General features: G+C 58.0%; 11 protein-coding genes and 1 pseudogene. 8 read left to right on the top strand and 4 right to left on the bottom strand.

What is annotated here, in order from left to right; all coding sequences use genetic code 11:
* Positions 1 to 40 precede the first annotated feature (40 nt).
* Positions 41 to 1,465 (bottom strand): phosphomannomutase, encoded by a 1,425-nt coding sequence (locus tag NXC14_RS16980; protein ID WP_085779133.1) that lies wholly within the window; start codon positions 1,463 to 1,465, stop codon positions 41 to 43.
* 230 nt (positions 1,466 to 1,695) lie between these two features.
* Here NXC14_RS16980 and ung point away from each other — a divergent pair, with 230 nt between their 5' ends.
* From ung to NXC14_RS16965, 3 genes are all read left to right on the top strand, one after another.
* Positions 1,696 to 2,397, top strand: coding sequence for a uracil-DNA glycosylase (gene ung / locus NXC14_RS16975; protein WP_085779132.1), 702 nt, complete (start codon positions 1,696 to 1,698; stop codon positions 2,395 to 2,397).
* A 134-nt stretch (positions 2,398 to 2,531) separates the two neighbouring features.
* The gene (locus NXC14_RS16970) at positions 2,532 to 3,464 is read left to right on the top strand and encodes a VOC family protein (RefSeq protein WP_085779131.1); all 933 of its coding nucleotides are present in this window, start codon (positions 2,532 to 2,534) and stop codon (positions 3,462 to 3,464) included.
* Between the two features lie 10 nt (positions 3,465 to 3,474).
* Positions 3,475 to 4,080: an alpha/beta hydrolase gene (locus tag NXC14_RS16965; RefSeq protein WP_085779130.1), complete on the top strand. Its 606-nt coding sequence runs from the start codon at positions 3,475 to 3,477 to the stop codon at positions 4,078 to 4,080.
* Between the two features lie 204 nt (positions 4,081 to 4,284).
* On the opposite strand, the gene NXC14_RS16960 is transcribed toward NXC14_RS16965, so the two are convergent.
* A complete protein-coding gene (locus tag NXC14_RS16960) occupies positions 4,285 to 4,527 on the bottom strand; it encodes a KTSC domain-containing protein (protein ID WP_064804427.1) in 243 nt (80 codons plus the stop codon).
* 370 nt (positions 4,528 to 4,897) lie between these two features.
* Here NXC14_RS16960 and NXC14_RS33425 point away from each other — a divergent pair.
* A pseudogene (locus NXC14_RS33425) lies at positions 4,898 to 5,197 on the top strand (hypothetical protein); the annotation flags it as partial.
* Positions 5,181 to 5,972: a metallophosphoesterase gene (locus NXC14_RS16945; RefSeq protein WP_085779129.1), complete on the top strand. Its 792-nt coding sequence runs from the start codon at positions 5,181 to 5,183 to the stop codon at positions 5,970 to 5,972. The pseudogene NXC14_RS33425 and the gene NXC14_RS16945, both read left to right, overlap by 17 nt.
* A gap of 179 nt (positions 5,973 to 6,151) precedes the next feature.
* On the opposite strand, the gene NXC14_RS16940 is transcribed toward NXC14_RS16945, so the two are convergent.
* Together NXC14_RS16940 and NXC14_RS16935 are read right to left on the bottom strand one after the other, a co-directional pair.
* Positions 6,152 to 7,471, bottom strand: a complete 1,320-nt coding sequence (locus NXC14_RS16940) for a UDP-glucose/GDP-mannose dehydrogenase family protein (protein WP_085779128.1) — start codon at positions 7,469 to 7,471, stop codon at positions 6,152 to 6,154.
* Positions 7,472 to 7,739: 268 nt separating this feature from the next.
* Positions 7,740 to 8,339, bottom strand: coding sequence for a transglutaminase-like cysteine peptidase (locus NXC14_RS16935; protein ID WP_085779127.1), 600 nt, complete (start codon positions 8,337 to 8,339; stop codon positions 7,740 to 7,742).
* A gap of 302 nt (positions 8,340 to 8,641) precedes the next feature.
* Here NXC14_RS16935 and NXC14_RS16930 point away from each other — a divergent pair, with 302 nt between their 5' ends.
* From NXC14_RS16930 to NXC14_RS16920, 3 genes are all read left to right on the top strand, one after another.
* Positions 8,642 to 10,048, top strand: a complete 1,407-nt coding sequence (locus NXC14_RS16930; RefSeq protein ID WP_085779126.1) for an O-antigen ligase family protein — start codon at positions 8,642 to 8,644, stop codon at positions 10,046 to 10,048.
* Between the two features lie 303 nt (positions 10,049 to 10,351).
* Entirely contained in the window at positions 10,352 to 11,563 is a 1,212-nt protein-coding gene (locus NXC14_RS16925) for a polysaccharide biosynthesis/export family protein (protein WP_085779125.1), read from the top strand.
* 84 nt (positions 11,564 to 11,647) lie between these two features.
* Positions 11,648 to 12,358: a sugar transporter gene (locus tag NXC14_RS16920; RefSeq protein ID WP_085779124.1), complete on the top strand. Its 711-nt coding sequence runs from the start codon at positions 11,648 to 11,650 to the stop codon at positions 12,356 to 12,358.
* Positions 12,359 to 12,367 lie beyond the last annotated feature (9 nt).

Below are 12,367 nucleotides of genomic sequence, written 5' to 3'. Positions count from 1 at the left end.
AGGCGGGTTCCTTGAAATAGACGACCTTACTGGTTGCATGTCAGCGGGCGGCTGCCCAGCCTCTTATTCTGTCGAGACCGGCGTGCAGCAGGTCGAGAGCTGCAGGCTCGCTGCCGGCTTCCACGTAGCAGCGCATTTCCGGCGCATTGCCGGATGGGCGGAAATGGATGATCCGGCCGTCCGTCAGTGTCATCCGAAGCCCGTCAATATCGGATTTGGTCGCGACAGCGCCGATCGGCTGCAGGAAAGAACGGAGATTTTCGTCCGAGGCGCGCAAGTGTTGCATCAGCGCGGCGCTCGTCTCCACCGGGAAATTCTCCAGACGATCGGCAGCGGCGAAGGGCAGCTTATAGGAGGTCGCAATGGCAGAGAGCGGCTGCCTGCGAGCTGCCGCAAGCGACAGGACTGCGAGCATGGGAATAAAACAATCGCGCGTCGGCAGGGCGCGGACGTTCTGCCCGTTGACATCGAAAGGGCTGGCGGTCAGCAAACCGCCATTGGCCTCAAAGCCCATGACCCGGTCGTCGCCGGCCGCCACGGCCTCTTCCATGCCTGTTATGACGAAGGGAGAGCCGACACGGGTGCGCTTGACGGCGAAGGAGCCAGCGACCTCGATGCCGGAATTGGAGGTGACGGGCGTCACCACGATGCGAGCTCCCAAGAAATTGGCTGCTATAAGGCCGAGGAGGTCGCCGCGCAGTGGCGTGCCGGTTTCGTCGGCGACCAGCGGGCGGTCGCCGTCGCCATCGGTCGAGACGATTGTATCGAAGCTGTGATCGGAGACCCAGTGCTTCATCAGCGTGATGGTCTCCTCGGAAACGGCTTCTGTATCGACCGGAATGAAGCTATCCGAACGCCCGAGAACAGTGACCTCAGCGCCATAATGGGCAAGAACGTCGACCAGGAGATCACGGGCGACGGTGCTGTGCTGGTAGACGCCGATCTTCAGGCCGGACAGCGCGCCTTCCGGAAGCAGGGCCGTATTGCGTTCGAAAAAGAGCTGTCGACAGATCGCCTCACGATCTTCCATCGCCGCTGGCGCCTGGATCACGGCTTCGCCGCTTTTCTCGATTTCGGCCGCCAAGGCGGTAATCGCAGCCTCGTCCGATTTGTCAATCTCGCCGTCCGGACGGTAGAACTTGATGCCGTTGCGGTCCGCCGGAATATGAGAGCCGGTTATCATCAGGCATGCGGCCTTGCTTTCAAGACCATAAAGAGCAAGGGCTGGCGTCGGGACATTGCCGCAGTCGAAAATGCGGAAGCCGAGCGCGGCAAGCGCGCCAGCGCAATTGCCCGAGATTTCGGGGCTGGAATCGCGAAAGTCGCGGCCGATCAAAATGACGTCGCCGGTCTGTGCCTTGCCGCTTTTCAGCAGATATTTGCCGAACGCCATCGCGTAGAGAGCCGAGGCCCGACCCTTGAGATCCACTGAAAGTCCGCGAAGGCCGCTCGTGCCGAATTTCATTTGAAGAGGTGTCTCCAGTTTACAGTCAAGGTTCTACTCAGGCCGCCTGCCGGCGTAAATACCGAAGCCGTCATATAGTTAAACACGAACGACGATGCCTCGGACAGCCTCTCGCAGTCTTCTCTCGCCGATCCTAAAGACGTAGACCCATCGCCGACAGGCATTGCAGCGTAGATCGATTTTGTTAGAACCGTGTGTCCATTGTTTCGTCCTATGCTGAAGGGTTCCTGATGAGCGATACATCCGTCAGTCTCGATGAGAGCTGGAAGGCCGCGCTGGCGGGGGAGTTTTCAAGCCCCTATATGCAACAGCTCAAATCCTTCCTCGTCGCGCAGAAACAGATCGGCAAACGGATCTTCCCCAAGGGCAGCGAATATTTCCGCGCTCTTGATCTGACGCCGATTGCCAATGTCAAGGCCGTCATCCTTGGACAGGATCCCTATCACGGGCTGGGGCAGGCCCATGGCCTGTGCTTCAGCGTCCGGCCGGGCGTGCGCATACCGCCCTCGCTCGTCAACATCTACAAGGAGATGGAGACCGATCTCGGGATATCGCCGGCGCGTCACGGCTTTCTCGAACATTGGGCAAGGCAGGGCGTGCTGTTGCTGAACAGCGTGCTGACGGTCGAGGAAGGGCAAGCGGCCGCCCATCAAGGCAAAGGGTGGGAGCGCTTCACCGATGCCGTTATCGGCAAAGTCAATGACGAATGCGAATCCGTCGTCTTCATGCTCTGGGGCTCCTATGCCCAGCGCAAGGCCGCTTTTGTCGACACGGCGCGCCATCTGGTGCTCAAGGCGCCGCATCCCTCGCCGCTTTCGGCTCACAACGGCTTCTTTGGCTGCAAACATTTTTCCAAGGCGAATGCCTTCCTCCAGTCCCGCGGGCGGGCGCCGATCGACTGGCAATTGCCGGCAGATCCTCACGGTGCCTGAAGTAAACGCGGACCGGTCTTTGTTCACTAATAGTAGACAATGCGTTTTGGTCTCAGGGTCTGTTCCGGAGGCCGGGTGAGGCGCATTTATGATCCATGAAAGCCCGCGAAAGGCGGGCAAGAAAGGGGTCTCACATGCTCGATCAGATCAAGGGTCTGCACCACGTCACGTCGATGGCGGAGGACGCCCGCACCAACAACCAGTTTTTCACCCATGCGCTCGGCCTGCGTCGCGTCAAGAAGACGGTCAATTTCGATGCGCCTGATGTCTACCACCTCTACTATGGTGATGAGACCGGTGCGCCCGGCACGATCATGACCTATTTCCCGTTCCCGAAGATGGCGCAGGGTCGCCCCGGCACCGGTGAGGTCGGCACGACGGTATTTTCCGTCCCGCAAGGCTCGCTCGGCTTCTGGAGTGACCGCTTCGCTACGCTTGGTCTCGGCGGCCTGAAGGCTGAGGAAAGCTTCGGCGAAAAGCGCCTCAACTTCTCCGGCCCGGATGGCGACGGCTTCGCGCTCGTCGAGGTCAAGGACGATGACCGCCAGCAGTGGACGCATGGCGGCATCAGCGAGGATCACGCCATTCGCGGCTTCCACTCCGTTGCCTTGCGGCTGAGAGACGAGGGCGCGACGGCCGAACTCTTGAAATTCATGGGTTATCAAGTGGCTGAGGAGCGGGATGGTATCAAGCGGCTGATCAAGCCTGACGGCAACGGCGCGCACCTGATCGACCTTGAGACGATGCCGAACATTGCCCGCGCGCTTCCCGGCGCCGGCTCCGTCCACCATGTCGCCTTTGCCGTCGAGAATCGCGAAAAGCAGCTCGAAGTGCGCAAGGCGCTGATGGATACCGGCTATCAGGTCACGCCTGTCATCGACCGGGATTATTTCTGGGCGATCTACTTCCGCACGCCGGGGGGCGTTTTGTTCGAGGTCGCGACCAATGAGCCCGGCTTCGACCGTGACGAGGACACGGCCCATCTCGGCGAAGCGCTGAAGCTGCCGCAGCAGCACGCTCATCTTCGCGCCTTGCTCGAGCAGCATCTGCAGCCGCTAGAAGTGTAAGGAAGGCAAGATGACCGAAACAGGCTATGTGCACCGGCTGCATGCCGGTGCACCTGACAAACCTATTCTGCTCGTGCTGCACGGCACCGGCGGCGATGAAAACCAGTTCTTCGATTTCGGCCGACGGCTGCTGCCCGAAGCAACGGTTCTTTCGCCGCGCGGCGATGTTTCCGAATATGGCGCGGCGCGGTTTTTCCGCCGCACCGGGGAAGGGGTCTACGACATGTCCGACCTCTCACGCGCGACGGAGAAGATGGCGGCCTACGTCAAGGCATTTGCCGACGAATACCGGGCTTCTCACATTCTCGGCCTGGGTTTTTCGAACGGCGCAAATATTCTTGCTAATGTGCTGATCGAAAAAGGCATCTTCGACGCGGCGGTTCTGATGCATCCGCTCATCCCGTTTCAGCCCGAGGCTCGCTCGACGCTCGCGGGAAGAAAGGTGCTGGTGACAGCCGGGCAGCGGGATCCGATCGCTCCGATTGCGGTGACCCAGGCGCTGTCTGCGCACCTGGAGGGCCGGGGCGCGGAGGTCAGGACGGTCTGGCATGCCGGTGGGCACGAGATCGCACCATCGGAGATCAATGCGGTTGGCGACTTCCTCGGCGGTTATTGACCTGTGCCAGCATTAGTGGACAAGACATCAAGCGGGGCCGGCGAATGCCGGCCCCGCATCATTGCTGCAACGACGATCATGGCGTCGTTGATCGACAAGTTATCCAAAGCGCGTCGCGATCTTTCAGATTCGCTCCTTGCGCTTTAGGTCCCCGATTGCGCGTGTCGTAGCCGCAAAACCGCAGCGCAGTTCTGCGCGACATGCTTATGGGCGATGAGGATATTTGCCTCTTATCGCCTTCATGTAAAAATTCCCCGGTGATTCTGCCATCGTCAAACCGACGACGACTCCTTTGGGGACTCCTTCATATTCTCGTCTCTGACCATTGGTCAGATAGACCCGTAGATGCCGGCTGTCTTCGTCGTAGCTGATCGCCTCGATAAGTTTCGAATCAACCGCAGTTTCCACTTTGCACCCCGCAGTTTTGGATCTGAGATTCCTGATCAAGAATTGTCATTCATGCTCGCAGCGCACCATATTTATGCGGCGTCGAAGGGTCGTCAAGCGTGATCTGCTTTAACGTTCATTTTTTCCGGTAGCCTCTCGCTATAGTTGATATGTGCAGCTTTTTCGAAGTCCTCACCTGTGGAAAGTCCATCGTTTCGAGTTCTTCCAGGCGTGGAAATATTGGATGACACAGCTGAACGTGAAAGAATCGAACCAGTAGACATACGTTTAACCAGTGGTTAAGCATCATGTAATAAAATACAACCTGTTATTAATCGCGATGTCTTCCCAACTATGGATAAGTACAGAACGCCGATTTCCGCGGCAGCCGTTTTGCTATCGCCGGTGAGCTGCGGCGCTTGGCACAGGGGAAGATACGCAGGAGACCCTTGCGATTTCCATCGCGAGCTACAAGCATGGACCGTCCCCGTTGCTTGATGTGGGAGCGCAGCGTTCTGTAGCGGTCGCGCAGGCGAGCCTGGCGCGCGCGGTTCAGCAAACCGCGAAGGATCATGTCGTTCCGAATATGGCAAGAGGTTGCGGCTACATTGTCAACGCCGCGATCAGGCCAACTTCTTATGAACACTACGATTCGTGCCATTGCAGCGATAGATGGGAAATCGATCAACCCGCCACGCGGTCGGGTCTCATAAATGGGTTACATGTCTAATTATCTAGGACGGTGGCGACAACAGATACCGATGCTGGCCGGCAATCGTAAGCAGCGCGCTCGGCTGACCTTTGCCGAAGGCGACTTCGCTGCGGTCTACGCCATGAGCGATGTTCATGGATGTTACAACGAACTCCTCGACGTACATCGCCGTATCGAGGAGGACGCAGCACGCATTCAGGGGCCGAAACTCATCGTCATGCTCGGCGATTATGTCGACCGTGGACCAGATTCAAGCGCGGTTCTGGAGTTCCTGAGCAAGAACCCGCCGCCAGGATTTCAGCGCTTGGTCCTTTGCGGCAATCACGATGCTGAGTTGGTGAAGCTCTATCGCAAACCGGCGGGTATTCTCGAATGGCTGGGTTTTGCCGGGACGGAGACGCTGCACTCATACGGCATCGATATCGAGCATCTCCTGCAGTCGGCGGCCGGAAACGAAACGATCGCCCGCATCATTCGCAATATGATACCCGAGCGGCATATTCAGTTCCTCGAATCGCTGCCAATCATGGTGCGAATGGGCAGGGTAGTGTTTGTGCATGCTGGCGTCAGACCCGGCATCGATCTTGAGAAACAAAAAGACAGCGACCTCATGTGGATCCGGCAACCCTTCCTGGACGAGGGACCGCAGCTTCCTGTCCTCGTGATCCACGGACATACTCCGGGGCGAGCCCCGACATTCGGTCCGCAACGCATCGGCATCGACACCGCCGTTTCGGCGACGGGCCGGCTGACCGTACTGACGATCAAGGGGACGCGGGTAGGGCTGCTTTAGAGCTTCGGACGCTCAAAGGACGCGCTGCCCTCTGAATCCCCCATGTCGTCCTTTTCGAAAATCGATTCCGATCTTTAAGCCGATGCCCTGGGCGAAGAGAGCGTGGGGCACGCTTCAAAAACAAACGCCGCGGGCTTGTGCCCGCGGCGCCAGAAGGTTCACATAGTTGCCAGGCGCTGTCAGGCGTCCTGGTAAAGGTTGGTGCCGATACCGGTATAGGTAAAGCCGTGTTTGCGGATCTCGTCACTGCGGTAGATGTTGCGCAGATCGACCAGGACCGGAGCGCGCATCGACTGCTTCAGGCGATTGAAATCGAGTGCGCGGAACTGGTTCCATTCGGTGACGATGACGAGGGCATCGGCGTCGGCAGCGGCTTCGTAAGGGCCGTTCGCATATTCGATGTTCTCGATGACCTTGCGGGCATTGTCCATACCCTCGGGATCATAGCCGACGACCTGGGCGCCGGCGTCCTGCAGGGTCTGGATGATGGCAATGGCCGGGCTGTCGCGCATGTCGTCGGTGTTCGGCTTGAAGGTCAGTCCGAGGATGGCGACTTTCTTGCCGCGAATGTCCCCGCCGACGGCCGAAATGACCTTGCGGCCCATCGCCCGCTTGCGGTTGTCGTTGATCGAGATCGTCGTTTCGATCAGACGGACCGGTGCGTCATAATCCTGCGCCGTCTTCGCAAGGGCAAGCGTATCCTTGGGGAAGCATGAACCGCCGTAACCCGGACCGGCATGCAGGAACTTGGAGCCGATACGGCCATCGAGGCCGATGCCGCGTGAAACGTCCTGGACGTTTGCGTCGACCCTTTCGCAGAGATCGGCGATCTCGTTGATGAAGGTGATCTTCATGGCCAGGAAGGCGTTGGCCGCATATTTGATGAGCTCGGAGGTGCGGCGGCTCGTGAAGACCAGGGGAGCCTGGTTGAGGTAGAGCGGACGATAGACTTCAGTCATGGTCTCCCGTGCCCGGTCGTCGTTCAGCCCAACGACGATCCGATCCGGACGCTTGAAATCCTCGATCGCCGCGCCTTCGCGCAGGAATTCGGGATTGGAGACGACGGCGACATCAGCCGACGGATTGGTTTCCCGCACGATGCGCTCAACCTCATCGCCGGTGCCAACCGGCACCGTCGACTTGGTGACGATGACGGTGAAGCCCTCAACATAGGTGGCAATCTCGCGCGCAGCGGCATAGACGTAGGAGAGATCGGCATGGCCGTCGCCGCGACGGGACGGTGTGCCGACGGCGATGAACACGACGTCGGCGCCACGAACGCTTTCGCCGACATCCGTCGAAAACGAGAGGCGGCCGGTGCTGGTATTTTCAGCAACCAGCTGATCGAGACCCGGCTCGTAGATCGGAATACGGCCCTCGCGAAGGGCCTCGATCTTACTCAGATCCTTGTCGACGCAGATGACGTCGTGGCCGAAATCCGCAAAGCAAACGCCTGAAACGAGGCCGACATAGCCTGATCCAATCATCGTGATGCGCATATTTCCCTCAAATCATTAGAGTAGAACGTCATGCTGCGTCGCAGCATGGCGTTCGTCATACTGAATCTGGGCCAAAAGACAATATCGAAGATCGCTTAATACCCACATCGGAAGTCGTATTGAGGGTGCCGCTGTTTGCTGCCGGGCACCCGCTCGACAGCAAAAACATAGGTTTATGTGGGCGATATGACAAGTCGAGCCGTTCCTGAGCGCCGGCTCGACTTCAATCCGGGAATGAGACGAATTGCTCTATCGGCTGCCTCGGCGGCTACAGCCGGTACCAGACGTAGGGGTCCGTTCCCGATTGGATCTTGTCCCAGCGCAGATCTGTATCGCGCCAGTTCTTGATGCTGCTTTGCCTGTTGTCGAGCACCAGGTCGCCCTTGTCGGTTCTGACCACGAGGACGGCGTGCCCTTCGCCGGAGGGTGTATAGGCTGTTGCGATCCGCAAGGCGCGCGATGACCAGCCCATCGCTATCAGGCGGCTGCGCTTGGTCAACGCGAAATCTTCGCAGTCGCCGCTGCGCACATTCACCTTCCAGACATCGCCGTTCAGCTCGTTGCGGGAATCGTTGCGGCCGATCATGGTACGATTGACGGTGTTGTTCACGTTCTTCAGCTGCAGCATTTCCTTGTCCGTCAGTGCGATGACCGACAGTCCGTTATTGTCGCGGCATTCGGCAGGGTTCTGGGCGCAGAACAGCACCTGGGCGAAGGGCGGAACGATCTTTCCCTTTTCGGAGATATAGCTGACCTCCGAACCGCTGGTCAGGCCGTGGGCGAAACCTGCGGGGCCGGCCGCGAATGCAGAGCAGGCATTCCCCGCAGTAAAAGCCAGTGCCAGAAGTGTAACGAAGGTTTTCTTCATCTCTTGATCCCCGTCAGGGCAAGCGCTTGAGATCAGGCTTGCCTTTTGGCTCAGTCAATGGCATGGCGACTTAGTGACCTGCCAAGTATTGGGCACAGAACGTCTGTCCCGTTTTTGCTGCTTGAAGGAGCATAAGCGGGGTCCTGTCTCGATTGGCTTAAGCCATTCGCGACAATTTTAACGATGTGGAATTCTGTTGCACTTTAACACGCAAGCGCTTGATCTGCAACTTATGTTAGTGCGAGTATATTAACCGTAATGGTTGTGATTGGCTCGTTTTGACTGCTGATGAGTGAAGTCAAATGTTATCCAACCTCATCAACAGGCAGGTCTTGCGGGAGGCGGTTCTCGTTGCCTTCATCGGCCTAGTGATATTGACGCTCATTCCTTTTGGAAGTGTCACACCTTTGCCCTTCGCCTTCGCCGCAATCGGAATGTTTGCTCTTGCCATCGTTTCGGTATTGCTGTTTGCGGAGCCAAGACAAAGCAGGTGGGTGTTCAAGATCGCCTTGCTTATGCTCGTCGTGCTGACGAGCTGGACATTTATCCAAACGATCGAACTGCCGGCCAATTTGCTGGCAAACCCCGCCTGGAGCGCTGCACGCGATCTGGCGGGCGTCCAATATGCGGCGATCTCCGTCGAACCGGCGGACACGCTTGCCTCGATACTCTGGGTGGCCCTGCCTTTCGTGACCTTTCTGACCGGACTTATCTTGTGCGATACCGATCAACGAGCGCGCAAAGTGCTCGCCAGCCTGGGGCTCGCGGCGGGGGGCATCGCCGTTTTCGGCCTGCTGCAATTTTCGATGTTTCCCAACGTCTTGATCGTCATAGAAAAACACGCCTACCTCGACAGCCTGACGGCCATCTTCGTCAACCGCAATACCGCCGCCACTTTCCTCGGGCTGGGAACGTTGCTCATGCTGACGCTGGTCAGGGACATTGCCCGTTCCTATTCAACGCATCCGCCCGGCGAACCAGGCCGAAACCTTCTGCTCTTGAGAACGTGGATCTATATTCTGCTCTTATGTGCATGTTTCACCGCGCTGATGCTGAGCCGCTCCCGCGCCGGAATATTCGCGACCTTTGTTGCCGCGCTCATCTATTTTCCTTGGCTGGTCCTCAATTGGAACAGCTCAAGGCGATATTTATCGGCACCGAAATGGCATTCGGTATTAAAGCTTCTCGCGGCAGTAATTTTCGTCGTCCTCTTGCTAAGCACATTTGCAGGGCAAGCGATCTTACGCGCGCAGGAACGGCGGCTCGAGGATGATGATCGTTTCTGTATTCTGCCGGGCATATGGCGCGCCATTTCGGATCACTGGTTAACGGGAACGGGCCTTGGAACCTTTCGCACCGTTTTTTCGGCCTATCGTGATCCTGCCTGCGGCATCTTCGGGATTTTTGACCGTGCACATAATTTCTACCTCGAAGGATTTCTGGGGTTGGGGGTAGCGTTTCCAGTCGCGACGTTTCTTACTTTCGCAGTGCTCGCGAGGGTTTTCTGGCGCGGGCTCTCCGAGAGGCGGCGCCTGCGACATTATGTTCTGCTCGGCATAGCGGCGACGGTTCTGGTCGCTCTTCATGCCGCGGTCGACTTCTCGCTGCAAATCCCTGGTTTCGCAGTTTTTTTTTCCGCATTCCTGAGCGCCGTTGTTGCAATCAGCCTCGGCCGCAGTCACCGCGAAACGGATCGCCAATATGGGTGAGCCGTGCATGCGCAATGGCTTAAATGAATGGAATTTATGAAGGTTTTTCGAAGATGCCGGATTGATTCAGGGCTGCGGGTTGACTCTTAAACCTAAGAAATTTTATAGCGGACGCAGCCTTTAGATTATTGCCGACGTCAGAGAGTCGGGCTGAGGCCGTTGGTTTCCTGAAGGGCGCGGCGTTGCCGGGCTGCCACAGTTAGGGAATGATAAACGGCATTTGGTAATTATTGATCAGGGATTGTCTTGTAATTTGTCCGATTGCGGAGCAGTAGCTTCAAGGGCGTCAACACGGGTTATTCTATGGGTTGTTTTCCTGTTGGTAGTACACGCGTCGCCATTGTTGTAGCGCTAACGAGTATATTGGCAAGCTGCACGTCCTTGCCAAGGTCCGGCCCCGATCACAAGGATGTTGATCGAAACGCCGCGGTAAAGGTAACCACGAAGGAGCGTCGAGTCGGTATCGACTACGCCCTGGTTGATCTCAGCAAAAACGTCCTGGCCTATTTCACTACTCCGCAGCCGAGCTCCTTCAAGGGTTTTGGCGGTGGACGCGGTGGCGCGCCCGAAATTCCACTCGGTTATGGCGATGTCGTAGAGGTTGCGATTTTCGAAGCTCAATCCGGTGGTCTCTTTATTCCCTCTGACGCCGGTAGCCGGCCCGGCAATTATATCTCTCTGCCGGCGCAGACCATCGATAGAAACGGAACGATCACGATCCCCTATGCGGGTCGCGTTCCGGCTGCCGGTCGTCTAAAGGAGACCGTCGAGCAGGATGTCGAAGATCGTCTTGCCAGCCGCGCGATCGAGCCTCAGGTTGTTATCACCACGACGACCAACCGCTCCAGTCAGGTAGCCGTGCTGGGTGACGTCAACAATCCTCAGCGTGTTCAGATCAGTCCGGCCGGTGAGCGCATTCTCGACGTCATTTCCGCCGCGGGTGGTTTGACGACCAATAACATCGAAACGAATGTGACGCTGCAGCGACGCGGCAGAACGGCGACGGTCGCCTACAATACGCTGCTGAAAAACCCGGCGGAGAATATCTATGTGGCGCCGGATGACACGATCTCCGTCGATCACGAGCGCCGCACGTTCCTGGCGCTCGGCGCCGCCGGCGTGAGCGGCCGGTTCGATTTCGAGGAGTCGGACCTGACCCTCGGGGAGGCTATTGCCAAGGCGGGCGGTCTGCGTGACGACCGTGCGGATCCAGCCCAGGTCCTGCTCTATCGCCTTGTCCCGAAGAAGACGCTGGCAGCGATGCATGTAGATACGACGCGGTTTGCGGGCGAGACGGTTCCGGTGATTATCCGCGCCAATCTTCGTGATCCGGCAACCCTGTTTGCCGCTCAGCAATTCAAGATGGAAGACAAGGATATTATCTATATTTCCAATTCGGACTCTATCGAACTGGTCAAGTTCCTTGACATCGTAAACTCGGTATCGTCCACTGTTGCCGGCGTCACGGACGACGCACGCGATACCCGTAATGCGGTCCAAGACCTCGGAAACTAAGTGGGGAGTAGCCGGCGCCGATCGTAAACGATCGGTGCTGGTGGTCTGTTTGCGATAGCGGATTTGATGAAGGAAGCCACTTTTATGGCAAGGTTTAGTGTTTATCGTAAACTTGCATATAGCGGAATTGCCGCGGGGATTTTTGTCGGCATGACTTCGAGCGCCTTTGCAGCTGCTTGCCTGGGTCCTGCAAATCTCACAACCGCAGATGTCGGCGGATTTACCGCCAATCCTGCCGTTCTGCTCGACATGTCCGATCCCCTGGTTCTGTCATCGCGTGTTCGAGCGCTGGTAGGGAGCAGCAACGACGCCCTATTGCCGGTACTCGAGCAGGCCAAGAAGGCTAATGCCGCACAGATGGCGGCGATCGGATCCGGTCTCGGGCGAGCCGCAAACAGTTGCCAAGTCTCGGATCCGCAGTTCAAACTGGCGATCGAAAAAGCTGTTGCCGAGGCGGCCAGCGCCGATCCCGATCTTGCGCCGCTGCTGACAGCCTTTGCAAAGGTTCTGGCCGAAGGCGGGACGGCGGCGCTCGGTCCGGGCACAGGTGCGCCAGCGGCAGCATCCGGTATCGGCAACACCGGTTCAATCGGGCAGACAGGTCCCGGGTCGGATGACGGTACGCCGTTTGACGGCAGCGCCACGACTGCCGGCACGCTCAGGGTTTCGAATACGAACGATGAGGACAGCTCGTCCACAACGTCGACGACGACAATCGTCAGCGCGGGAGGAGCGGGCCAGTCATCCTCTGATACATCGGAGTCGACCAGTCAGAGCGTCCCCGTCACACAATAGCTGGAATTG

This window comes from Rhizobium sp. NXC14 (genome assembly GCF_002117485.1).
GTDB lineage: Bacteria > Pseudomonadota > Alphaproteobacteria > Rhizobiales > Rhizobiaceae > Rhizobium.
The sequence above is the reverse complement of the archived record's forward strand: the minus strand, read 5'-3'. Positions and strand labels throughout refer to the sequence as shown.

Coding starts and splice junctions, on each gene's coding strand:
- ung (WP_085779132.1), top strand. CDS start 1,696: ATGAGCGATACATCCGTCAGTCTCGATGAGAGCTGGAAGGCCGCGCTG.
- NXC14_RS16980 (WP_085779133.1), bottom strand. CDS start 1,465: ATGAAATTCGGCACGAGCGGCCTTCGCGGACTTTCAGTGGATCTCAAG.
- NXC14_RS16965 (WP_085779130.1), top strand. CDS start 3,475: ATGACCGAAACAGGCTATGTGCACCGGCTGCATGCCGGTGCACCTGAC.
- NXC14_RS16925 (WP_085779125.1), top strand. CDS start 10,352: ATGGGTTGTTTTCCTGTTGGTAGTACACGCGTCGCCATTGTTGTAGCG.
- NXC14_RS16935 (WP_085779127.1), bottom strand. CDS start 8,339: ATGAAGAAAACCTTCGTTACACTTCTGGCACTGGCTTTTACTGCGGGG.
- NXC14_RS16945 (WP_085779129.1), top strand. CDS start 5,181: ATGGGTTACATGTCTAATTATCTAGGACGGTGGCGACAACAGATACCG.
- NXC14_RS16930 (WP_085779126.1), top strand. CDS start 8,642: ATGTTATCCAACCTCATCAACAGGCAGGTCTTGCGGGAGGCGGTTCTC.
- NXC14_RS16920 (WP_085779124.1), top strand. CDS start 11,648: ATGGCAAGGTTTAGTGTTTATCGTAAACTTGCATATAGCGGAATTGCC.
- NXC14_RS16940 (WP_085779128.1), bottom strand. CDS start 7,471: ATGCGCATCACGATGATTGGATCAGGCTATGTCGGCCTCGTTTCAGGC.
- NXC14_RS16970 (WP_085779131.1), top strand. CDS start 2,532: ATGCTCGATCAGATCAAGGGTCTGCACCACGTCACGTCGATGGCGGAG.